The sequence below is a fragment of the Herbiconiux sp. 11R-BC genome (assembly GCF_049472555.1).
In the GTDB taxonomy this organism is placed as follows: domain Bacteria; phylum Actinomycetota; class Actinomycetes; order Actinomycetales; family Microbacteriaceae; genus Herbiconiux.
Map to the genome: position 1 here is coordinate 65424 of NZ_JBCEBO010000009.1, position 22859 is coordinate 88282.

Here is a 22859-nt window from a genome sequence, read left to right on the forward strand (position 1 = left end):
GAAAGGTATTGAAGACTCTCATGTCGATCAACACCCCCAAGCGGACCAGCGTGTTCGCGAACCGGCGCGTCACGCGCACCGCGGCAGCGCTCCTCTGCGCCGCCGTCGTGCTCGGCGGCGGCGCCCTCAGCGCCACGGCGGCCAACGCGGCCGACGTGCCCCCGTCGGACATCGTGCTCGGCATCGGCGGCGACGTCGCCTCGCGCAACCTCTCCTGGTACTCCGCTGCCGACACCGCGCAGGTCGTGCAGTACGCCCTCGCCGCGAACGTTGTCGGCGGCGCCTTCCCGGGTTCGGCCACGAGCATCGCGGCCACCGGTGGACTCACCACCAGCGGCGAGTACAACCGCTTCGTCACCATCTCGGGCCTGCAGGCCAACACGAGCTACGTCTACCGGGTCGGCAGCGAAGGCAACTGGTCGGCGACCTACAGCTTCAAGACCCAGTCGTTCTCGGGCGACTTCGACTTCCTGTTCTTCGGCGACCCGCAGATCGGTTCCTCGGGCAACGTGCCGAGCGACTCGGCCGGCTGGGTCGACACCGTGAACGTGGCCACGCAGACCTACCCGAACGCCGAGATGCTCTTCTCCGCCGGCGACCAGGTCGAGTCGGCCTCGAACGAGACGCAGTACACTGCGTTCCTCGTGCCGGACCAGCTCCGCCAGATCCCCTTCGTGGCCACCAACGGAAACCACGACGTCGGGTCCAAGGCCTACGAGCAGCACTTCAACACGCCGAACACCGACCGCACCGCCGGCCCCGGCAACGGCACCACCAGCTCGGGTGGCGACTACTGGTACATCTACAAGGATGTGCTGTTCATGGACATCAACTCGAACAGCCTGAACGACGCCTCGCACATCGCCTGGATGCAGAAGACGGTCGCCGAGCAGGGGTCGAAGGCCAAGTGGAAGGTGCTCGCCTTCCACCACTCGGTCTACTCGGCCGGCCCGCACGCCACCGACAGCGACGTGGCCACCCGCCGCGCCGACCTGCCGACCGTGATCTCGAGCCTCGGCGTCGACCTGGTGCTGCAGGGCCACGACCACAGCTACGCGCGCACCTACCTCATGCACAACAACGACAAGGCCGATCCGGCCGAGGTCGCCGGTGCGGACTCGGTCGTCGCCGGCCCCGGCGGCGTGCTCTACGTCACCGCGAACTCCTCGTCGGGCTCGAAGTACTACGACCTCCAGGCCCAGGGCTTCTCCTGGCTCTCGGTCTCCAACCAGGAGAAGGTGCGCAACTACACCGCCGTCGAGGTGAAGGACTCCACGATCACCGTGAAGACCCTCCGCAGCCAGGCCAACGGCAGCGCGAAGCCCGTGAACAGCGTCGTGGACTCCGTCACGCTGAGCCGCGCCGACGACCCGAACAAGGGCGCCGAGCAACTGCAGGTGACCGTTCCGCAGACCGCCCCCGGTGAGTTCGTCTGGAGCATCGACGGCACCAACGGTCTCGTCGACCTCGGCACCGCCACGCAGAGCGGCGACCACTACCAGGCGATCGGCTCGATCAACCCGATCCGCGTCACCGACACCCGCAAGACCGGTCCGGCCTGGGCGATCTCCGCTCAGGTGGGCGACTTCACCTCCGGGGCGAACTCGTTCTCTGGCAAGTACCTCGGCTGGACCCCGGCCGTCGTCGAGGCCGGCGGCGGCGCCGCGGCCGGCGTCAAGGTGGACTCGGGCTTCGTGGGCGGCAACGGCCTCTCCGCGGCCTCCACCCTCGGCAGCGCGGCCACCGGCCACGCCCTCGGTTCGGCGAAGCTCGGTGCGGGTCTCGACCTGCAGATCCCGGTCGACGTCACCGACGGAACCTACAAGGCGACGCTCACGCTGACCGCGCTGAGCTGATCCACCGCACCACCGGCCGGGGTGGGCGCCACGAAGCGCCCGCCCCGGCCATCCCCCGTTTCACCCGGCTCCACCTGCAGCACCCGAACACCCCGCAGCACCCGATGACCACCCCGAGTTGAGGATCACCCGATGAACGCGCGAGCAGCCCGTCCCCGTCACCGCACCGCCTTCGCCCGCCTGACCGCCCTCGCGATGGCTGCCGCCTTCACCGTCGCCGGTCTCGCCGCCGCGGGCCCCGCCGTCGCCGCCGACGGCGACGTCACGTGGGGGGTGCGCACCTCCTCGAACGCCGAGGGCGCCGACCGCCAGAACTACAACTACTCCGTCGACCCGGGCGGGCAGGTCACCGACGGCCTCATCATCTCCAACCACGACCAGGCGCCGCTCGAGCTCGACGTCTACGCCGCCGACGGCTTCACCACCACGAGCGGACAACTGGACGTGCTCACCCGCGACACCCCCTCGGTGGCCGTCGGCAGCTGGGTCACCCTGGGCTCGGGCCACGTCACCGTTCCCGCCGGCGAGTCGCTCGAGGTGCCGTTCACGCTCACCGTCCCCGCCGACGCGACGCCGGGCGACTACGCCGGCGGTGTGCTCACCTCGCTCTCGCAGGCCGGCTCCGGCCAGGGCATCACGGTCGACCGGCGGCTCGGCATCCGCATCCATCTGCGGGTCGGCGGAACCCTCGCCCCGGCGCTCTCGATCGAGAACCTGCAGGTCGACTACGCGGGAACCCTCAACCCCTTCGGCACGGGCGAGGCGGCCGTGAGCTACACCATCCGCAACACCGGCAACGTGCGCCTCTCGGCCGCGCAGGCCGTCTCGCTCGCCGGCCCCTTCGGACTGCTGCCGATCGACGTGACGAGCGTCGAGCCCGCTCCCGAACTGCTGCCGGGGGAGTCGTGGCAGGTCGCGGTGCCGGTCACCGGCGTGTTCCCCGCCTTCGTGCTCTCGGCCAAGGCCGTGCTGACCCCGCAGCTCGCTCCCGAGCTCGCCGACGCGTCAGGCGGCACCCCGCAGCTCACCACGGTGGAGGGCTCGGCCAGCACGGTCGACATCCCGTGGCCGCTGCTCGTGCTGCTCGTTCTCGTGGCCGCGATCGTGGTGGCCGCCGTGCTGCTCGTGCGCCGTCGTCGTCGGCGCGCGAAGGCGCTCGAAGACGCGCGGGTGAAGGATGCGGTGGCCAAGGCCCTCGAGGAGCGCGAGAGCGAGCCGACGCCGGCCGCCTGAGCCGCGACCCCTCCGGATTGCCAGGGTGCAAAGATCGGCCGATCTTGGCGCCCCGGATCTCGGCCGTTCGCGTGCGCCGGCGGTGAGGATGGAGTCGTCCGGTCGCTGGTGCGACGCGAACGGTTAGGTACCAGTAGCCGATGCGACCGGACTCCAGACCTCTTCGGTGATGGGCGCGGATGCGCCGCCAGCCTACTTGAGCAGCCGCGAGAGCACACGATCGGCCAAGGGCTTGCCGCCGGTCTGGCAGGTGGGGCAGTACTGCAGGCTCGAGTCGGCGTAGGTGACCTGCCGCACGGTGTCGCCGCACACCGGGCAGGGCTCGCCGGTGCGGCCGTGCACGCGCATCCCGGCCTTCTTCTCCTTCTTCAGCGAGCTGGCCGCCACTCCGCGGGCGCGCTCCACCGCTGTGCGGAGCGTGCCCTGCACGGCCTCGTAGAGCGCAGCCGTCTCGGCCGGTGACATGGCCGCGGGCTTGAACGGCGACATCCGGGCCACGTGCAGGATCTCGTCGGAGTAGGCGTTGCCGATGCCGGCGATGCGCGACTGGTCGCGCAGCACGCCCTTCACCTGGGCGCGGCCGGCAGCGGCCAGGATGCCCGCGAACACCTCCTCGGTGAAGCCCGGGTCGAGCGGGTCGGGGCCCAGGCGCGCGATGCCGGGCACCTCGGCCGGGTCACGCACCACCCAGAGTGCGAGGCTCTTCTTGGTGCCGGCCTCGGTGAGGTCGAAGCCGGAGCCGTCGCCCGCCAGCACCAGCCGAGCCGCGAGCGGGCCGGAGCCCGGACGGCCGCTCGGGGGCGGGGGAGGGCCGTCACGCCAGCGCAGCCAGCCGGCCCGCGCGAGGTGGGTGACGAGGTGCAGTTCGCCGACGGTGACGTCGAGGAACTTGCCGTGCCGGTCGACGGCGTGCACGATCTCGCCGGAGAGGGCGGAGACCGGCGGGTCGACGGTCTTGAGCGCCGCGAAGGAGACCACGGCGACCCGGTCGAGCACGCGGCCGATCAGGCGCGGGCGCAACTCGGCGACCAGCGCGTCGACCTCGGGGAGTTCGGGCACTCCTCCATTCTGCGCCACACCGGCGACAGTGGGCCCTTCGCCGCCGAAGCGCCCGGCTCTAGCATGGGAGCACCGACGACACGCTCACGAGGGAGTCAGTCATGCCGCAGAAGATCAGCCCGTTCCTCTGGTTCGACACCGAGGCGGAGCAGGCCGCCGAGTTCTACGTGTCGCTCTTCGACGACTCCCGCATCGTGAGCGTCTCGCGCTACCCCGAGGGCGGGCCGATGCCGGCCGGGCAGGCGCTCGGCGTGAGCTTCGTGCTCGAGGGGCTCGAATTCCAGGCGCTGAACGGGGGCCCCGGGCATCCGTTCACCGACGCCGTCTCGCTCTTCACCCGCGCCGAGACCCAGGCCGAGATCGACCGCCTGTGGGACGCCCTCACCGCCGACGGCGGGGAGCCCGGGCCGTGCGGCTGGCTCACCGACCGCTTCGGCCTGAAGTGGCAGATCGTGCCGCCGCTGCTGGCGGAGCTGCTCGCCGACCCCGACCCGGCGAAGGCGGCTGCCACCCTCGACGCCATGATGCGGATGTCGAAGCTCGACCTGGCGGCGCTGCAGGCCGCGCACGACGCGGCCTGACCGCCGCTCACCGCGGCGGGTGGCGGCTCAAGCGGCTGCCACGGCGTGACGCCGGCGTCACGCCGGCGGATGGGAGTGGGAGTCCCATTGGTTTCTCGATACCCTCGAGCTGCAACCGCCCGTGGCGACGCCCGTCTCGGGTGCGACCGGCGCCGCGGGCGGCCTTCACATTCTCCGGCGATGCGCGAGGTGGACCATGACCGAACCCGGGAGCACGGCCGAGTTCGCCCCCTGGGTGCGTCAGATGATGCTGGCCGACCAGATCTTCCTCACCGGCACCGTTCTGGTGCTCGGTGAGATCCGGATGCGCCGCAACGACCTCGCCACCCCGTACGACGAGCGCCTCCTCCTCCGCGCCGCCACCCCGCGTATCGCGGCCGACTACGCCCGGCAGATCGCCGATGCCTACGCCGCCGAGCCACCGTATGCCGCGCCCGACGGCGTCGACGAGCACTGGCGCATCGCCAACATGAGCCGCGAGTTCGCGAAGCGCATCGACGACGCCTACCTCCACGCCCGCGACTGACGTGAGCCGCTCTGCACCCGCTCCCGCCGCGACGGCGACGGCGACGGCTCTGGCCCCGCGCCGCTCAGCGGCCAGCGCCGCGGCGGAAGCCGCCGCGATCGGCCTGCTGGCCGTGCTGGTCGCCGTCGTCGGCCTTGCTTTCGTCGTCGGCGGGGAGCATCCGATCGACGACGCCCTGGCGCTCGCTCCCGCACTCGGGGCGGTGGTTCTGCAACACATCGGCTGGGCGCTCGGCGCCTACATCCCCATCCTGCTGGGCTTCTACACGATCGTGATCGGCGGCCAGCTCATCGATACTCCCGGCGCCGGGCGCACGCAGCAACTGCTCGGCTGGGTGGCGGTGACGATGACGGCCTCCCTCGCTCCGGCCTTCGTGCTCATCGCCGCCGCGTGTGTCCACGACCCGACACAGGCCGGTGTCGTGTTCGTGCTGCTGCCCGTGTCGGCCGCGATGGTCTTCCTCGCCGTCCAGTTGGGGGCGTTCAACGTGCCCGAGAGATCGCGGGCGCTGCTCGTGGCCGAGCACGACCGCGCCTGGGCGCGTGAACGGCTGGCGACGCTGTGGAGCCGTTCGCGACGCCCGGCGTGGCTGGTGGCGCTCACGACCGTGGTCGCCGCCGCGGTCGTCGGAAACCTGCTCGCGGCCGTGCTCTCCCGAAGCGGTTCGGCAGCACTGGCGAGCCTGCCGGCGTACCTCGCCGTCGCCGGCATCCTCGTCGTCGCCGGATTCTTCCAATCACTCGCCCGCTCCACCACCCCGGATCGGGCGACGACGGTGCTCGGTGTCCTTGTCGTGGCGATCGTCTATCTCGTGACGGCGATCCTTCCGCTCAGCCTCCTGCTCGTGCGTCTCGACGCTCCGGGCGCGGCCGGCGTCACGGTGATGGGAGCCCTCGTCGCCGCCTCGACGTACTGGCCAGCAGGGCGTCGGAACCACCGGGCCTCTCGCGCCTGGACGCTACGAGCCGCCGCCGAGCGCGTGGCCGCGATCGTTCTGGTCCGCCGGTTCGCTCGCGCGAGCCGGGAGATCGCCCGATTGCGGGCGCTGTCGGTCGAGGCGGCGGAGGAGGCTGCGGCGGCCGGGGCGGATGCGGCCGGGGCCGCAGTCCAGCCCGGCTTCGCCGGACGCCTTGCGCGTGCGGCGCAGGCGCTCCGGGGAGCCTGAGCCGCCGCGGTTCGCCCGGAGGCGAGCGAACCGCGGCGGCTTGCGCTCACCGCCGGACCTGCAAGGCTAGCGGGCTCCGAGCAGGTGCTCGGTCGCGAGCTGCTGCAGGCGCACGAAGCCGAAGCCCTTGCCGTTGAAGTAGGCGCCCGCGTCGAAGTCCTCGTAGGAGGAGCGGTCAGCCAGCAGGGCGTCGTAGGACTCGCCCTCGCCCAGGGTCGGCGCCGAGAGCTCCGGCACGCGGGATGCGGCGAGAGCCTCCTGCACCTCGGGGTCGGCGCGGAAGGCCGCGGCGCGTTCCTTCAGCAGCAGGTAGGTGCGCATGTTCGCCGCGGCCGAGTCCCAGACACCGGTCTCGTCCTCGGTGCGCGAAGGCTTGTAGTCGAAGTGCCGGGGCCCCTCGTAAGCAGGCCCGCCGTTCGGTCCACCGTTCTCGAGCAGATCCACGAGGGCGAACGCGTTGTGCAGGTCGCCGTGGCCGAACACGAGGTCCTGGTCGTACTTGATGCCCCGCTGGCCGTTGAGGTCGATGTGGTAGAGCTTGCCCTGGTAGAGAGCCTGGGCGATGCCGGCGGCGAAGTTGAGGCCGGCCATCTGCTCGTGGCCGACCTCGGGGTTGACGCCCACGAGTTCGGGGCGCTCGAGGGTCTCGATGAACGCGAGGGCGTGACCCACCGTCGGCAGCAGGATGTCGCCGCGGGGCTCGTTGGGCTTGGGCTCGATCGCGAACTGGATGTCGTAGCCCTTGTCGGTCACGTAGTCGCCGAGCAGGTTCACGGCCTCCCGATAGCGCTCGAGAGCAGAGCGGATGTCTTTCGCCGCGTCGTACTCCGCGCCCTCGCGGCCGCCCCACATCACGAACGTCTTCGCGCCCAGTTCGGCGGCCAGGTCGAGGTTGCGCAGCACCTTGCGCAAGGCGAAGCGGCGCACCGCGCGGTCGTTCGAGGTGAAGCCGCCGTCTTTGAAGACCGGAGCGGAGAACAGGTTCGTCGTGACCATCGGCACGATGAGGCCGGTGTCGGCGAGCACCTGTTTGAGGCGGTCGATCTGGGTCTGGCGCTCCGCATCCGTCGACCCGAATGAGAAGAGGTCGTCGTCGTGGAAGGTGAGGCCGTAGGCCCCGAGCTCGGAGAGCTTCTCGACGGCGTGCACCACGTCGAGGGGAGCGCGGGTGGGGCCGCCGAAGGGGTCGGCTCCGTTGTAGCCGATGGTCCAGAGACCGAAGGAGAACTTGTCTTCACGGGTTGGCGTCGTTGTCATGGTCTGACGATAGCGTAATTGTTGTGAGGCCCGCCATAATTATTTCGTGCACACCGCGCCGGCCGGTGCCTCGAGATCACGACTGATATCGTTCATGTCACCGCGCATCCGCTTCGGGGAGGAGCGCGGGGAGAGGATGGGTCGTGCAGCGATCTCCGATTCCCCCCGATTCTGAGAGTCGAGGCAACAATCTCGACGACGTGCGCCGTGCGAACCTCTCCCTCGTGCTGACGCGCGTGCACACCTCGGGGACGACGACACGGGCGGCCCTCACCCGATCGACCGGACTGAACCGCTCGACCATCGGGGCGCTGGTCGGTGAGCTGTCGCGTCTCGGCCTCGTCTCGGAATCGGAACCGGAGACCACCAGTCAGGTGGGTCGGCCCAGTCTCGTCATCCGGCCCGGCGACCGCGCCGTCGTGCTCGCCGTGAATCCCGAGGTGGATGCGGTGACCCTCGCGGTCGTGGGACTCGGCGGAGCCGTTCTCAAGCGCGTGCGTTACGACACCAGGCGGGCTCCCGACCCGGAGGAGGTCGTGACCATCGTGTCCGCCCTGGTCGCGGGCATGGGCGACGAGCTGCGGGCATCACGCGTCGTCGTCGGCGTCGGGGTCGCCGTGCCCGGACTGGTGCGCGAGCGTGACGGCCTGGTCGACCTCGCGCCGCACCTCGGCTGGAGCGAGGTGCCATTGGCCCGGCTGCTCAGCGACGCGCTGGCGCTGCCGGTGCGCGTGGCCAACGATGCCGCGGCCGGAGCGCTCGGCGAGGGGCGCTTCGGGGTGGGCGCCGGCGCTCGCGAGCTGGTCTACCTCAATGGCGGGGCGAGCGGCATCGGCGGCGGGGTGATCGCCCGTGGCGCCCTGCTCGGCGGGCTGGACGGCTTCGCGGGCGAGATCGGGCACACCTTCGTCGGCGGGCAGATGCTGCCGTGCCACTGCGGAGCCATCGGCTGTCTCGAGACCGAGGTGACCCGCGCGGCGCTGCTGGAGCTGCTCGATCTGCCGACGGAGCGGGTGGTGGAGCTCGACGCGCGGTTGGCCGCGCGGCTGGCCGGGGGAGCCGGCGGCCCGGACGGCGGGGCCTCCCGGCTCCGCGCGCTGCTCGATCGCCAGCTCGACCACCTCGCCGTGGCCGTGCGCAACTGCATCAACGTCTTCGACCCGGAACTCGTGGTCCTGGGCGGTTTTCTCGGTTCCCTGTACTCGGCCGATCCGAAGCGGCTGGAACGGGCGGTGGCGCGGTCGAGCATCCGGAGCGGCCGGGAGAACGCGCGGATGCTGCGGTCGAGCCTGGGCGACGACATCCTGCTCATCGGTGCGGCCGAACTCGCGTTCGCCGCGGTGCTGGCCGACCCGGCGGGCTACGCCGACCGGCTCTGAGACCGGTCGCGCGCACGGCACGCGCCGGCTCGCCGTCAGTCGTTGCGGCGCAGGGTGTTCTCGGGGTCGAGCTTGTCGAGCAGCTTCGACATGGCGGCGCCGAGCTGGGTGAACTCCTCGTCGCTCAGCAGATCGACGACGTTCTCGCGCACCGTGCCGACGTGGCCCGGCGCGGTGGCGACGACCTTCTCCCAGCCCGCTGGCGTGAGGTGGGCGTTGGTGGCCCGGCGGTCTTCGGGGCACGGAGTGCGCTCCACGTATCCGCGCTTCTCGAGGCGGCTCACGACGTGCGAGAGCCGGGGGAGGGTGGAATTCGTGATGGTGGCGAGGGCCGTCATGCGCAGGGTGCGCTCGGGGGCCTCGGAGAGCATCGCCAGAACGTAGTACTCGAAGTGGGTGAGCTGCGCGTCGCGCTGCAGCTGGGAGTCGAGCACGCCCGGCAGGCGTTCGACCACGCCAACCAATGCGACCCAGGAACGCAGCTGCTCGGGGTTCAGCCAGCGCGTCTCATCCATCATCCGATCATAGATCACTTGTACCGACAACTAATGCGGCACGCGCCGTTCCCTCCGCGAACGCCGCAGACTCGTCACTTCTGGCTCGAAAACCCTCGCGGGTGGAGCCAGAAGTGACGAGTCTGCGGTTCAGGACGGGATGTGGGCTACAGCACGAACAGCAGCTCCTGGTAGGTGGGCAGGGGCCACAGGTCGTCGGCGATGATCTCCTCGAGGGAGTCGGCGGCGGCGCGCACCGCGTTCATCGCCGGCAGCAGCGACTTCTGAGCGTGCTCGGCCTCGGCGAGGGCCGAGTGACCCACTTCCTCCGCGAGCGCCGACTTCAGCGCGGCGAGGGCCGAACGCAGCTCGGCGATCGGGGCCGAGACCTCGGTGAGCGGCGCGATGTCGGTCTCGACGCCGGCGCCCTTGAGCGCGCCGATGTTGAGGGCGATCTCGGTCTGGTGCCGCACCGCCGCGGGGAGCACGATGGTGGTTCCCATCTCGAGCGTGGTGCGCGCCTCCACGCCGATGGTCAGGGCGTACTGCTCGAGCCCGATCTCGTAGCGGGAGTGCATCTCGCGGTGGTTGAAGACGTGGTACTTCTCGAACAGCTCGAGCGCCTCGGGGGTGATGAGCTCGGGCAGGGCGTCGAGCGTGGTCTTGAGGTTCGCGAGGCCGCGCTTCTCCGCTTCGACCGGCCAGGCATCCGCGTAGCCGTCGCCGTTGAACACGACGGCGCCGTGCTCGGTGATGATCTCGGTGAGCAGCGCCTGCACGGCCTCGTCGAAGTCGGTGCCCGCGGCCACGTCGGCCTCGAGCTTGGTGGCGATGTAGTCGAGCGAGTCGGCCATGATCGTGTTGATCGTCACCATCGGGCCGCTCACGGTCTGCATCGAGCCCGGCGCGCGGAACTCGAAGCGGTTGCCGGTGAAGGCGAAGGGGCTGGTGCGGTTGCGGTCGCCCGGGTCGGTGGGCAGCACCGGCAGCGTGTCGACGCCGATCACCATCGAGCCCTTGCCCTTCGACGAGGTGGCCGGGCCCTTCGCGATCTGCTCGAAGACATCCGCCAGCTGGTCGCCGAGGAAGATCGAGATGATGGCGGGCGGGGCCTCGTTGGCGCCGAGACGATGGTCGTTGGTGGCGCTCGCGACCGAGGCGCGCAGCAGCCCGGCGTACTTGTGCACGGCCCGGATGACGGCGGCGCAGAACACGAGGAACTGCGCGTTGTCGTGCGGGGTGTCGCCGGGCACGAGCAGCGAGCCGAGCTGCGAGTTGCCGAGCGAGAAGTTCACGTGCTTGCCCGAGCCGTTGACGCCCTGGAAGGGCTTCTCGTGGAAGAGGCACTCCATGCCGTGCTTCTTCGCGATCGACTTGAAGGTCGTCATGAGCAGCTGCTGGTGGTCGGCGGCGATGTTGCCGCGCTCGAACATCGGCGCGATCTCGAACTGGCCGGGAGCGACCTCGTTGTGGCGGGTCTTGGCGGGGATGCCGAGCTTGAACAGCTCGCGCTCGGTGTCCATCATGAAGCCGAGCACGCGCTCCGGGATGGCGCCGAAGTAATGGTCGTCGAACTCCTGGCCCTTGGGCGGCTTGGTGCCGAACAGGGTGCGGCCGGCGTTCATCAGGTCGGGCCGGGCGAGGAAGAAGTGGCGGTCGACCAGGAAGTACTCCTGCTCCGGGCCGCAGAACGACACCACGGCGCCCGGCGTGTGCCCAAACAGCTTCAGGATGCGCACGGCGTGCTCGCCCATCGCCTGCTGCGAGCGCAGCAGCGGCGTCTTGTGGTCGAGTGCCTCGCCGGTCATCGACACGAAGACGGTGGGGATGCAGAGGGTGTTGCCGTTGGGGTTCTCGAGCACGTAGGCGGGGCTCGTGACGTCCCAGCCGGTGTAACCGCGGGCCTCGAAGGTGTTGCGGAGGCCGCCGTTGGGGAAGGAGGAGGCGTCGGGCTCGCCCTGCACGAGGGTCTTGCCGGCGAATTCGGCGAGGGCGGTGCCGTCTCCGGTGGGCTCGAAGAAGCTGTCGTGCTTCTCTGCGGTGAGACCGGTCAGCGGGTAGAACACGTGCGCGTAGTGCGTGGCGCCCTTCTCGAGGGCCCAGTCCTTCATGGCGCTGGCCACCGCATCCGCCACCAGGGGATCGAGCTTGGCGCCGTGCTCGATGGTCGCCATGACCGACTTGTAGACCGATTTCGGCAGTCGCTTCTGCATCACGGTCTGGCTGAAGACGTTCTCGCCGAAGATCTCTCCCGGCTCCTCCGACTCGGTGAACACCGCAGCGGGAGGAACGTAGGCCTCCACATCGCGGATGGCTTGCATGCGGACGCTGTTTCCACTCATGGGTCATCTCCTTCGACGCGGCCTCAATTGGGTACCGCGGGGGAACGCGGGCGCCGCTGGCCTCACCCTAGGGATGCGGTGTCTCGGCGGTGTTTCGGGCGTGTGACGGTCAGAATCCGCGCGTGAGGGAGACCAACTGCCACTGCCGCACGCGGCCGGGGCGGGTGGCTGCGCAGGTGGACAGCAGCGGCTCGGAGTGGGCTTCGGCGAGCTCGACCGTGATGGGGGCGCCGGGTTCGGCCAGGTCGGCCAGCGTCACGATCCAGCGTCCGTGACCGGCGCCGCCGTCGTGCCACTCCGCGGCGAGCGGGGGGTACGCGTCGACACGGTCGTCGCCGAATCGCTCGCGCGCGTAGTGCTGCGCCGCCTGCACCGGATGCGTGAGCGAGCTCCGGCCGCGGAAGAACCGCTCCTCGACGCGGCCGGCCCGGTAGCTCTCCGCGATGCGCGCGGCGTCGCCGTCGTCGACCCGGCCGTAGTAGAGGCCGTGCGGGAAGAGGATCATCGTGCCGGCGAAGCGGTCGCCGCCGAGGTGCGAACACTCCCAGGTCTCGTGGGGGAAGGCGTCAGCGAGCTGAGCGACGACCTGGCGGCCGCGCACGGCACAGCACCGGTCGTGCCGGGCGTGCGCGCAGACGGCGAAGACGGGCTGGTCGGAGGCGACGCCCGTCGAACCGTCGAGCGGAACCTCGAGCAGCTGGCGCGGCTCGGCGACCTCGCCCCAGCGCACGGTCTCGTGCCCCGGCCGGCTGTCGACGAAGGCCCAGCGCCAGCGCCGCTGCACGCCGTCGACGCGGCCGAGCCGCTCGGGGTGGCGGCCGGTGCGGCGGATGGCGAGTGGGCGCATCCCGGCAGCCTCGATGCGGTTGACCAGGGCGCGCCCCAGCTCCTCGTCGAACGGCGGGTCGAGCAGGGCGCGGGTTCCCCAGGCGCCCTCGTTCTCGACCAGGAACCACTGGAGCCCGCGTCCGCCGGTCGCCGCCAGCGGATCGTCGCGCTCCCGCGAGCGGTCGCTGCACGGCCGCCACTCCACCCCCACGTCGCTCACGCGGTCCCCCCTCCGTCCAAAAACAAGGAGGTTCGGCCCGACACGCCGGAGCACGACGGATGCACCGCGGCGCGTCGGGCCGGATCTCCTTGTTTTTGGGAGCACGAAGGGGGTGCGTGCGGGGGGAGGGGGAGGACCGGCATCAGGCCGGAACCAGGATGCCCTCGCGGAGGAGGCGGCGGACCACGACGACCGCGCTGGCGGGGTCGAGGCCGGGGAGTTCGGCCAGCGAGAGTTCGCCGCCCTCGTGCAGCCGGCGAACGGCGGGTTCGGCCTCGGCGGGCAGGGAGACGGTCTTGGCGGCGGTGCGGATGCGCACGGTCTCGCCGTCGGGGGAGAGGCGCACGGAGGCGTGCAGCGAGCCGCGCCAGCGGACGCGCGAGGCGGTGTCGAGCGCCGCGATGACGTCGACGGTCGCCAGCGGTGACACGGGCTCGGGGCGGGTGGCCGCGGCGAAGCGCGCCGCGAGGTGCGTCGAGACGGTGACGGACGCATCCGGCGAGGAGGCCGCCATCGAGGTGGCGGGCGAGGTGGTCTCCGTCTCGCTGGTCGGCTCCGCAGCGGCAGCGGCCGCGGCGGCGGCGTGCGCCCCGCGCCGCGCACCGGATGACGTCGGGCCGGCCATCGCGGCGAAGGCCTGCTGCAGCGCGGCGAGCGTCTCGTCGACGACGGGGCGCAGGGCGTTGGGGTCGGAGAAGTCGAGGCCGGCCGGGAGCGACGAGCGCAGCGCGGCGACGTCGCCGAGCGAGGCGATCAGCGCCTGCACCACGTCGGCGCGGGTGTAGGCGGCCACGCCGATGGTGAGGTGCACGCTGGTGCCGCCGAGGGCTTCGGCCGAGTGGATCCAGCCGCGCGGGAGATAGAGGGCGTCGCCGGGGTGGAACACCGCGTCGATCACCGGCTCGTGCGTGGCGGCCTGGGCAACGGCGGCGCGGTGATCGCTCCAGGGCTGGTCGCGCAGCGGATCCGGATGCACCGGGGCATGGATGCGCCAGTGCTTCTCTCCGGCGATCTGCAGCACGAACACGTCGTGCACGTCGTAGTGCGGGTCGAAGCCGCGCGATGAAGCGGGCGTGATGTAGGCGTTCACCTGGATCGGGTGCCCGAGGTCGTCGACCAGGTGTCGCGTGAAGTCGATCAGCGGCGGCCAGGTGCGGTGCAGCCCCTGCAGCACGATGGTGGCGCCGCCGGCGAACTCGGCGAGCACCTTCTCGGAGCTCACCTGGTCGCCCACCTCGGCGCCGAATCCGCCCGGCGCGGTGTACGACGACGGCGGGAGCACCGAGCCTTCGTGGGCCATTCGGATGAACGGGGTGCGGAGCCCGCGCTCGCTCACCAATTCGTCGACCGCGGCCTCGGTGATCAGGTCGTGGAACCCCTCGGGCAGCGTGGCCGCGCGCGAGAGCAGAGGCTCGCGCCCCCAGAAATCACGGTCGAACTCATCGGGAGACACCGAGATGCAGCGGGAGAGCGCGGGCCGGGTCACCGGCCCGCGCTCGAAACCGGTCGTCACGCCGAGCCGTCGGCCCCGCCGTCGTGCCCGCCGGGGTTGGCGCCGCCGTCGGCGGTACCTTCTCCTTCGTCGGCCGAGCCGTCTGCTCCGCCGTCGTGGCCGTCGGGGTTCGCTCCGCCGTCGGCTGTGCCTTCGCCGCCCGCAGCCGAGCCGTCGGCTCCGCCGTCGTGGCCACCCGGGTTCGCCCCGCCGTCGGCGGTTCCTTCGCCGCCCGCGGCCGCGTCGGTCGTGATGTCGTCGTCGTCGATTGCCATCTGATCTCCAATCACCGGCGGCCTGATGCCGTCGCTCGAAGCGTACGCCCGACCTCGGACGGCGCGCATCCTCTCCTCGTCGCAATTCGACTCGCCCGGCCGGCGAGTGATCAGCCCCGGCCATCCGATTGTCAGCCAGGCCTCAGCAAGCTCATCGGGAACCGAAATGGAGCGGTCCTAGTTTTCCGCTGTTCGACTGCGTCAGTCGTGAAAAGGAGTTCGTCGTGTTCTGGAGATACCTTCAACGAGAACTGGTCGGGCGTCGCAAGCAGACCGCGATCATCGCGAGCGGATTGGCTCTCGCCATCGGTCTGGTGATCCTGGTGAATTCCTTCGCGGCGGGGGTGCAGAACGCGCAGGTATCCGTGCTCCAGTCGGTGTACGGCATCGGAACCGACATCACGATCAGCCAAGCCGCCACCCCGCCCACCGCCGGCGCACCCGGCGGGCAGGGATTCTCCTTCGATCCCGGCGCCGGGGCCAGCTCGGGGGGCACGACGAACCTGAGTCAGTCGCGACTCACCAGCCCGCCGACTCAGACGCCGATCGCCGCGAGCGACCTCGCGATCGTTCAGGGGGTCAGCGGCGTGCAGGCGGCCACGGGAGCGCTGGCGCTGGAGAACGTCACCTTCAGCGGCCGGATCCCTTCCGCACGGAACGGCGCACCCGGTGGCGCGACGGAATCGACGCCCGCCCCCGCCGCCGGGGGCGGGAGCTCCTTCAACCTCGATCGCTTCAGCGTTCTCGGCGTCGATTCCGCCGGCGCTTCGGTCGGTCCGCTCTCGGCCGTCGCCCTCGACCAGGGTCGTCTTCTGACGGAAGCCGACAAGGGGACCGATGTCGCGGTTCTCGACAGCGGCTACGCGACGAGCGCGAACCTCGCCGTCGGGGGCACCATCACGGTCGGCGGCACGGCCTTCTCGATCGTCGGCACCGTCGTGCCGACGGGATCCGACTCGGCGACCGCGGACGACGTCTACATCCCCTTGGACGTGGCGCAGACCCTCTCCAGCCAGCCGGACATGCTGAGCACCATCTACGTCACCGCCGGTTCCTCGGCCGACGTGTCCCAGGTGCAGGCCGATCTGAAGTCCGCGCTGCCGACCGCCACCGTCAACACGCAGGCGGATCTCGCGGCCACCGTGACCGGCTCGTTGTCGACGGCCTCGTCGCTGGTCAGCAGCCTCGGAACCTGGCTGTCGGTGCTGGTTCTCGCGGCCGCCTTCCTGATCGCGATCCTCTTCACCATCTCCGGAGTCACCCGCCGCACCCGCGAGTTCGGCACCCTGAAGGCCATCGGCTGGAGCAACCGCCGCATCGTCGGCCAGGTGGCCGGCGAGTCCCTCGTGCAGGGACTCATCGGCGGCGTGCTCGGCATCGTCATCGGGGTCGTCGGCATCGTCGTCGTCAACATCATCTCGCCGACACTGAGCGGATCGGCCGGATCGACGGGGGGATTCGGAGGCGCGGCCCGCCGGGCTGCCGGGGCTGCGGCGGGCGGTGCCGGCGGTGGCGCGGGCGGTGGTGGATTCGGGCAGCGAGCCGGGGGCGCGGCGAGCGGCGCCGCGGGCCAGACCGCCGACGTGGCCCTGCACGCTCCGTTCACCCTCGAGATCGTGCTCATCGCCGTCGGCCTCGCCGTGCTCGGCGGACTCCTCGCGGGGGCGATCGGCGGATGGCGCGCCTCCCGGCTGCGCCCCGCAGAAGCCCTCCGCTCCGTGGCGTGACCACCGGACGCCCACCATTCCCTCCCTTGCAGAAAGAAGCACGTCATGTACGAGTTGAAGAATGTCACCAAGACCTATGACACGCGCAACGGCCGGATAACGGCACTCGACGACGTCACCCTCAGCATTCCGGATGGCCAGATGGTCGCGGTTCAGGGCCCCACCGGCGGCGGCAAGTCCACTCTTCTGCAGTTGCTCGGCGCGCTCGACCGGCCGAGCGCCGGAGATGTGACCTTGGGTGCCTCGTTGCTGTCCCGGCTGGGCGATCACCGGCTCTCGGCGATCCGTGCGAAGGAGATCGGCTTCGTCTTCCAGGGCTTCAACCTCATCCCCACGCTCACCGCCCAGGAGAACGTCGAGACCGCCCTCGCACCACTCGGCGTCGGCGCCGAAGAACGCCGGAACCGCTCTCGAGAGGCCCTGGAATCGGTCGGGCTCGGAGACCGGCTCACCCACCGGCCCGCGGAACTCTCCGGTGGTCAGCAGCAGCGCGTCGCGATCGCCCGTGCCCTCGTGAAATCACCCGATGTCCTCCTCGCCGACGAACCCACGGGAGCGCTGGACGAAGACACCCGCGACGAGATCATGGGCCTGCTCGAGAACATCTGGAGCACCCGCGGACTCACCGTGGTCATCGTCACACACGACAGCGCCGTCGCCCGCCGGGCGCAGCGCCGCCTGCACATCGCCCGGGGCCGGGTCACCGACCGAACGGGCGACGGGCGCGCTGCATGACCCGAGGCTGACGGGCGCCCACGACGTCCCCCGCCCCCGCGCTCTCGCTCCCTTGTTAGGATTCGACGCAGGAGCAGTGCAGATCGGCCGGGGGAGGGCGATGCGCCGGGCAGGGGAGTGGCTCGAACGGCGATCCGTGCCGCCCTTCGCCTGGGTCACCGCGGCGGCCGGCGCCGTGATCGCGGCCAGCGGGCTCCTGGATGCGGTCACCTCCACCGGCGATCCGCTCGGGAGCGGATGGACCTGGTTCTGGGTCGCGGTGACCGTGGTGCTCGCCGGCACCCCGATCGCGCTCGGCATCCGCTTCGTGCACTGGGTGGGCTTGGTGGGCGTCAGCGTCTTCTTCGTCGTCACGTCGCTGCAGATGTCCCTCTCGACCGCGCCGGTCGGATCGGTGAACAACATCGTGCTCTACCCGATGCTCGCCTGCTACCTGGGGTGGTTCTACCGGAGGTGGGTCGCGCGTGCCGTCACCGGGGGCGCGTTCGCGCTCTCGTTCGCCGCGATCATCCTGAATCCGTTCGACGCGGTACTCCTCACCTGGGTCAACATCCTGCTCGCTTCGGTGTTCTGCCTCGAGGCGGCGGGCTACCTCCGCAGCCGGCTGGACCGGGAGATCACCACCGACCCGCTCACCGGGCTGCTCAACCGCTCCGGCCTCGACGCCCGCATCGACCTGGAGCTCGGCCGGGCGGCGCGCACCACGCAACCCGTGACGGTGGTGATCGTCGACCTGGACGATTTCAAGAAGATCAACGACGAACGCGGTCACGCGGCCGGGGACCACCTGCTCGTGGAGTTCGCGGCCGCCCTGCGCGAGAACACGCGGCCGTACGACGTCGTCGCGCGCATCGGCGGCGACGAGTTCCTGCTGGTGCTGCCCGCCACCACCGACGAGGAGACTCTCGAGCTGATCGATCGGCTGCGCGCCTCGACGCCCGAACGCTGGTCGTTCGGGCTCGCCGTGGCGGAGCCGGACGACACCGCCCACTCCATCCGCGACCGCGCCGACCAGCGTCTCTACGCGCACAAGGCGTTGCGCAAGCAGAACCCCTTCGGCACGTCGTAGCAGGGTTGCTCAGCCGCTTCCTTCTCCCGGTCAGGCCTGAACGGTGGGGTCGCTATCGGGGGTCGGGGTGTGCTTCTTCCGCGGGGAGCGGTCGGTGTAGACCTTGCCCTTGACGAAGAAGATCGCGATGAGAGCGGCGAGGATGTAGACGTAGTTGAAGATCGAGCCGATCGCCAGCAGGCCGACGTCGCCCTGGGTGCTGCCGTGGGCGTCGATGCCTCCGGCCGCCAGGAATGTGACCGGGTCGGTGGCCGCGTGAAGCAGGATCGCCCAGACGATGCGCCCGGTGGCGATCATCGAGAGGTACATCATCGCGCCGAAGCCGAAGGTGTAGACGACCGTGACGAGCACGGTGGCCGCGGATTGCCCGGACAGGATGTTGACGCTGTGCAGCAAGCCGAACAGCAGCGACGACAGCACGAAGACCACACGCTCCGTGTATCCGGCGCGGCGCAGCAGGTTCACGGCGACACCGCGGGTCAGGAGCTCCTCGGCCAATCCGACGCACAGGCCGAAGAAGAGCGTGGACAGCACGACCGTGGCCGAATAGGCCGACCACTGCACCGCGAACAGACGGATCACGGTGGGAACCAGGATCAACGCGACCGCGATCCACATCCACCAGCGACCCCGCACCGGCTGGCGCCCGAAGATCTCTCCCTGCCAACCCAGCGATCTGACGAACACCAGGGTCAGCAGGGCCATCAGGAGGATCGGCAACGCGAGGGCGAAGAAGACGGTGAGGGGGGAACCGAAGACGTCACCGGTGTCGATCACTCCCGCGAAGATCGTCTGGATGAGCCACCCGAGGCCCTGATAGATCGCGAGATAGACGGCCGCGACCAGAACAGCCTTCCACCAGCCGCCTCTGTTCCAGAACCGGCGCCAGGCGTTGTCGCCGCGGTCTTCGGCGACGAGGGCTGTTTCCGACATGATCGATGTCCTCCTGACGTACGAATCCGGCTTTCCCCGCCGCACCCACCTCGATTGCGGCCCCGAATCCGAACTCCACGCTACCCGGATGCGGACCCGTCCGGACACCAGCGACCTGCGACGGGTGTGCCTGGCGACATGATCTCGACGTGCGTGACGCGCATGGCCCGGAGCGGACGTAGCCTGGAAGCATGCTCGCTCTCACCCACGCCACCTTCGGCGAAGCCACCGACGTCCTCGAGGTCACCGATCGCCCCCTCCCCGAGCCCGGCCCGGGCGAGGTGCGCGTGCGCACGGTGCTCTCGCCCATCCACAACCACGACCTCTGGACCATCCGCGGCACGTACGGCTTCAAGCCCGAGCTGCCGGCGGCATCCGGCACCGAGGCGGTCGGCGTGATCGACGCGCTCGGCGAGGGCGTGACCTCGCCGCAGCCGGGGCAGCGCGTCGCCACGGGCGGCACCTTCGGGGTGTGGGCCGAGTACTTCGTGGCCAAGGCCGCCGGTCTCATCCCGGTGCCCGACGCCATCACCGACGAGACCGCGGCGCAGCTCATCTCGATGCCCTTCAGCGCGCTCAGCCTGCTGGACTACCTCGACGTCCAGCCCGGCGACTGGATCGTGCAGAACACCGCGAACGGCGCGGTCGGCCGCCTCGTGGCCCAGTTCGCCGCCCACCGCGGAGTGCGCGTGCTCGGCCTGGTGCGGCGCGACGCCGGGGTCGACGAGCTCGCGGCCATCGGCATCCACGACGTGGTCTCCACCGAGAAGAACGGCTGGCAGGATGCCGCGGCGGCGGTGCTGGACGGCGCGAGCCCGAAAGCGGCGGTCGACTCGGTCGGCGGCAGTTCGGCCGCCGACCTGCTCGGACTGCTGGGGGAGGGCGGCACTCTCTGGTCGTTCGGCGCGATGGGATCGGGCGAGCTGCAGATCTCCTCGGGCGCCCTCATCTTCAAGAACGTCACGGTGAAGGGCTTCTGGGGCAGCCGCGTGAGCCGCGAGATGGATGCCGCCAAGCGCGGTGAACTCTTCGCCGAGCTGTTCGCGCGCGTCGGTTCGGGCGAGGTCGAACTGCCCGTCGAGGCGGTGTTTCCCTTCGAGGACGCGCGGAAGGCTGCGGCGGCCAGCGCCGTCCCCGGTCGCGCAGGGAAGGTGCTCCTCCGCTTCTGACCCGGGGCCGCCGCTCGCCGACCGCGCTCGCTCCCACGCCCGCGCCCGCGACGGACGGTCAGCGCCGCCAGCGGTACTCGAACTCGGGGCGCCCGGGCTGGCCGTAGCGCGGCGAGCGCTCGACGGTTCCCGAGGCGGCGAGGTTCTCGAGATAGCGGCGTGCGGTCACCCGCGAGAGCCGGAGCCCGGTCGCGATCTCGCTGGCCGAGAGCGCCGCCTCGGTGGCGCGGAGGGCCGCGATGATGCTCGCCCGGGTGTCGGGGGCGAGACCCTTGTCCAGCACCGGGGTCGATTCCGTGCGCAGGTTCGCGAACGACTGGTCGACGTCGTCCTGCGTGGTCACCCCCTCGACGTCGCCGAGACCGGAGCGGAAGGCCCGATAGCCGTTGAGCTTCTCCGCGAACACGGGGAAGGTGAAGGGCTTGATCAGGTACTGCACGATGCCGAGCGACACCGCGGAACGCACCACGGCGATGTCCCGCACGGCGGTCACCGCGATCACGTCCACGTCGACCCCCGCCGCTCGGAGATGCCGGCAGAGCTCGATGCCGTGCACGTCGGGCAGGTTCATGTCGAGCAGCACGAGGTCGATCCGGCCCGTGCCCGAGGGGCCGGCCGATTCCTGCAGCAGCCGCACCGCCTGCGCCCCGTTCCCCGCGATGCCGCCCACCTCGAAGCCCTCGAGCCGCGCGAGGTAGGCGGCATGCGCCTCCGCGGTGATCGGCTCGTCGTCGACCACCAGCACACGGAGCGGGCTCATCGCCGAACCCCGGCCGCCGGAATCGGGAGGACCACGGTGAACGTGGCTCCCGGTTCGCCGTCGGCCGCGTTCGACACCGTGACCGTGCCGCCCAGGCGGCGCACCGACTGGCCCACGAGCGCCAGCCCGATGCCCCGGCCGGTGTCGCCCGGGTCTTTGGTGCTGTAGCCGCGCTGGAACACCTGCTCCGGGTCGGCCACGCCGGGCCCGGTGTCGGAGACGGCGATCACGAGGGAGCCGCCCTCCCGCCGCACCGACACCGTGACCCGCGGATGCCCGACCCCGGCCGGGCGGGTCGCCGCGGCCTCCCCGGCCTCGGTGTGGATCCCGCCCCCGGTCGCGCCCCGGCCGCCCGCAGCGGCCCCCACCGGCGACGGCTCGGCCACCGCGTCCAGCGCGTTGTCGATCAGGTTGCCGATGACGGTCACGAGCTCGTCGGCCGCGACCCCGGTCGCCCCGAGCTCGGGCGCCACGTCGAGTACGAGCGGGATGCCGCGCTCGCCCGCCTGGGCCGACTTGCCGAGCAGTAGAGCGGCCAGCACCGGCTCGTCGACCGCGGCCGACACCACCTGGTCGACCAGATGCTGACCCAGGTTCAGCTGGTGCGCCGCGAACTCGAGCGCCTGTTCCGGCCTGCCGAGCTCGATCAGCGCCACGATGGTGTGCAGCCGGTTCGAGAACTCGTGGGTCTGCGAGCGCAGCGCGTCGGAGAGCGTGCGCATCGAGCGCAGCTCCCCGGTGAGCTGCTGCAGCTCGGTGTGGTCGCGCAGGGTCGTGACGGTGCCCAGGAGCCGCGCCGGCCCGCTCGACACCGCGGAGACCGCGACCGACTGGTTCACCACGAGCACCCGGTCGTCGGTGAGGTACACCTCGTCGACGGCCACGGCACCGCTGCCGAGGAGCGCCCGCAGCGGCTCGGCGATCGGCACGGCGTCGAGGGCGAGCGGATGCGCATCCGGAGCCTGCGAGGGCAGCCCCAGCAGCTCGGCGGCCTGGTCGTTGTAGAGCACGAGCCGACCCTTGGTGTCGACGAGCACCAGCCCCTCGCGCACCGAGTGCAGAACGCCCTCGTAGTAGGCGAACATGCGGCTCATCGCCTCGGGCCCCCGCCCCCAGGTCACCCGGCGCAGGTAGCGGCTCAGCAGCCACGACACGAGCGCCCCCACCAGGAGGGTGGCCACGGCCGCGCCCATCACGAGCGGCAGCCGCTGCGCGAGCACGGCCGAGAGGTTGCTCACGGTGACGCCGGCCGAGACGAGACCGATCACCGTGCCCTGCGCATCCGTCACCGGCACGACCGAGCGCACCGAGGGGCCGAGCGTGCCGGAGTAGGTCTCGGTGAAGCTCTGCCCGGCGAGAGCGGGGGCGATGGTGCCCTGGAAGGGCTTGCCGATCTGGGTGGGGTCGGGATGCGTGTAGCGCGTTCGATCGGGATTCATGATGGTGATGAAGTCGGTCGAGGTGTCGGCCATCAGCGTCAGGGCGTAGGGCTGGAGGGCGGCGCTGGGGTCGGCGGAGGAGAGCGCGTCGACCACGAACGGGTTGTCGGCGATGGCAGTGGCGACGGCCATGGTCTTCTGTGCGGCATCCGCGTCGACGTCGGCCTGGGCGTCGGCCCAGAGCCAAGCCACCGCCACTGCGGTGAGCAGCGCGATGAACGACACCTGGAGCGCGAAGAGCCGAGCCGAGATGCTCAGGCCCCCGATCCACGCCTTCATCGCTGCCTCCTTCGGCGCCGCTGCCTGCATTCGGTCTGATC

20 protein-coding genes are annotated in these 22859 nt (G+C 70.9%); 10 read left to right on the forward strand and 10 right to left on the reverse strand.

The annotated features are described in order from the left end of the window. The first annotated feature begins 20 nt into the window (after window positions 1-20). Together VD659_RS17885 and VD659_RS17890 are read left to right on the forward strand one after the other, a co-directional pair. Window positions 21-1856: a fibronectin type III domain-containing protein gene (locus VD659_RS17885; protein WP_423262398.1), complete on the forward strand. Its 1836-nt coding sequence runs from the start codon at window positions 21-23 to the stop codon at window positions 1854-1856. 132 nt (window positions 1857-1988) lie between these two features. Continuing rightward, complete coding sequence (locus VD659_RS17890; protein ID WP_423262399.1) at window positions 1989-3089, forward strand: WxL protein peptidoglycan domain-containing protein; 1101 nt, start codon at window positions 1989-1991, stop codon at window positions 3087-3089. 192 nt (window positions 3090-3281) lie between these two features. Here the strand turns inward: VD659_RS17890 and VD659_RS17895 are convergent, their stop codons facing one another. After that, on the reverse strand, window positions 3282-4148 hold the full coding sequence (locus VD659_RS17895) for an Fpg/Nei family DNA glycosylase (RefSeq protein ID WP_423262400.1): 867 nt from the start codon (window positions 4146-4148) through the stop codon (window positions 3282-3284). A 101-nt stretch (window positions 4149-4249) separates the two neighbouring features. Between VD659_RS17895 and VD659_RS17900 the strand changes: the two genes are divergently transcribed. From VD659_RS17900 to VD659_RS17910, 3 genes are all read left to right on the forward strand, one after another. After that, a complete protein-coding gene (locus tag VD659_RS17900; protein WP_423262401.1) occupies window positions 4250-4729 on the forward strand; it encodes a VOC family protein in 480 nt (159 codons plus the stop codon). Window positions 4730-4925: 196 nt separating this feature from the next. Further along, the gene (locus VD659_RS17905; protein WP_423262402.1) at window positions 4926-5255 is read left to right on the forward strand and encodes a hypothetical protein; all 330 of its coding nucleotides are present in this window, start codon (window positions 4926-4928) and stop codon (window positions 5253-5255) included. 1 nt (window position 5256) lies between these two features. Next, window positions 5257-6420, forward strand: coding sequence for a hypothetical protein (locus VD659_RS17910; RefSeq protein WP_423262403.1), 1164 nt, complete (start codon window positions 5257-5259; stop codon window positions 6418-6420). Between the two features lie 66 nt (window positions 6421-6486). On the opposite strand, the gene xylA is transcribed toward VD659_RS17910, so the two are convergent. Then, window positions 6487-7677 carry a xylose isomerase gene (gene xylA / locus VD659_RS17915; RefSeq protein ID WP_423262404.1) on the reverse strand — a complete coding sequence of 397 codons (1191 nt, stop codon included), beginning with the start codon at window positions 7675-7677 and terminating at the stop codon, window positions 6487-6489. Window positions 7678-7877: 200 nt separating this feature from the next. On the opposite strand from xylA, the gene VD659_RS17920 reads away from it, so the two are divergent. Next, complete coding sequence (locus VD659_RS17920) at window positions 7878-9056, forward strand: ROK family protein (RefSeq protein ID WP_423262405.1); 1179 nt, start codon at window positions 7878-7880, stop codon at window positions 9054-9056. Between the two features lie 35 nt (window positions 9057-9091). Here VD659_RS17920 and VD659_RS17925 read toward each other — a convergent pair whose 3' ends face one another. The 5 genes from VD659_RS17925 to VD659_RS17945 all read right to left on the reverse strand — a co-directional run bounded on the left by VD659_RS17925 (window position 9092) and on the right by VD659_RS17945 (window position 14707). Further along, window positions 9092-9574 carry a MarR family winged helix-turn-helix transcriptional regulator gene (locus VD659_RS17925; RefSeq protein WP_423262406.1) on the reverse strand — a complete coding sequence of 161 codons (483 nt, stop codon included), beginning with the start codon at window positions 9572-9574 and terminating at the stop codon, window positions 9092-9094. Window positions 9575-9717: 143 nt separating this feature from the next. Continuing rightward, window positions 9718-11892, reverse strand: coding sequence for a glutamine synthetase III (locus VD659_RS17930; protein WP_423262407.1), 2175 nt, complete (start codon window positions 11890-11892; stop codon window positions 9718-9720). 109 nt (window positions 11893-12001) lie between these two features. Continuing rightward, on the reverse strand, window positions 12002-12940 hold the full coding sequence (locus VD659_RS17935) for a sucrase ferredoxin (RefSeq protein ID WP_423262408.1): 939 nt from the start codon (window positions 12938-12940) through the stop codon (window positions 12002-12004). Window positions 12941-13082: 142 nt separating this feature from the next. Continuing rightward, window positions 13083-14453, reverse strand: a complete 1371-nt coding sequence (locus VD659_RS17940; protein WP_423262409.1) for a cupin domain-containing protein — start codon at window positions 14451-14453, stop codon at window positions 13083-13085. Continuing rightward, on the reverse strand, window positions 14450-14707 hold the full coding sequence (locus VD659_RS17945; protein WP_374892951.1) for a BatC protein: 258 nt from the start codon (window positions 14705-14707) through the stop codon (window positions 14450-14452). Before VD659_RS17945 ends, VD659_RS17940 begins: the two co-directional genes overlap by 4 nt. Window positions 14708-14931: 224 nt before the next feature. Between VD659_RS17945 and VD659_RS17950 the strand changes: the two genes are divergently transcribed. The 3 genes from VD659_RS17950 (at window position 14932) to VD659_RS17960 (ending at window position 18238) form a co-directional block, all read left to right on the forward strand. Next, window positions 14932-16434 (forward strand): FtsX-like permease family protein, encoded by a 1503-nt coding sequence (locus tag VD659_RS17950; RefSeq protein WP_423262410.1) that lies wholly within the window; start codon window positions 14932-14934, stop codon window positions 16432-16434. Between the two features lie 45 nt (window positions 16435-16479). After that, window positions 16480-17169: an ABC transporter ATP-binding protein gene (locus VD659_RS17955; protein WP_423262411.1), complete on the forward strand. Its 690-nt coding sequence runs from the start codon at window positions 16480-16482 to the stop codon at window positions 17167-17169. Window positions 17170-17269: 100 nt separating this feature from the next. Then, on the forward strand, window positions 17270-18238 hold the full coding sequence (locus VD659_RS17960; protein WP_423262412.1) for a GGDEF domain-containing protein: 969 nt from the start codon (window positions 17270-17272) through the stop codon (window positions 18236-18238). Window positions 18239-18268: 30 nt separating this feature from the next. Here the strand turns inward: VD659_RS17960 and VD659_RS17965 are convergent, their stop codons facing one another. After that, on the reverse strand, window positions 18269-19171 hold the full coding sequence (locus tag VD659_RS17965) for a CPBP family intramembrane glutamic endopeptidase (protein WP_423262413.1): 903 nt from the start codon (window positions 19169-19171) through the stop codon (window positions 18269-18271). 191 nt (window positions 19172-19362) lie between these two features. On the opposite strand from VD659_RS17965, the gene VD659_RS17970 reads away from it, so the two are divergent. Beyond that, the gene (locus tag VD659_RS17970; RefSeq protein WP_423262414.1) at window positions 19363-20340 is read left to right on the forward strand and encodes a zinc-binding dehydrogenase; all 978 of its coding nucleotides are present in this window, start codon (window positions 19363-19365) and stop codon (window positions 20338-20340) included. Window positions 20341-20398: 58 nt separating this feature from the next. On the opposite strand, the gene VD659_RS17975 is transcribed toward VD659_RS17970, so the two are convergent. Further along, window positions 20399-21100 (reverse strand): response regulator, encoded by a 702-nt coding sequence (locus VD659_RS17975; protein ID WP_423262415.1) that lies wholly within the window; start codon window positions 21098-21100, stop codon window positions 20399-20401. After that, window positions 21097-22818: an ATP-binding protein gene (locus VD659_RS17980; protein WP_423262416.1), complete on the reverse strand. Its 1722-nt coding sequence runs from the start codon at window positions 22816-22818 to the stop codon at window positions 21097-21099. The genes VD659_RS17975 and VD659_RS17980 overlap by 4 nt, the downstream gene beginning before the upstream one ends. Window positions 22819-22859: the final 41 nt, after the last annotated feature.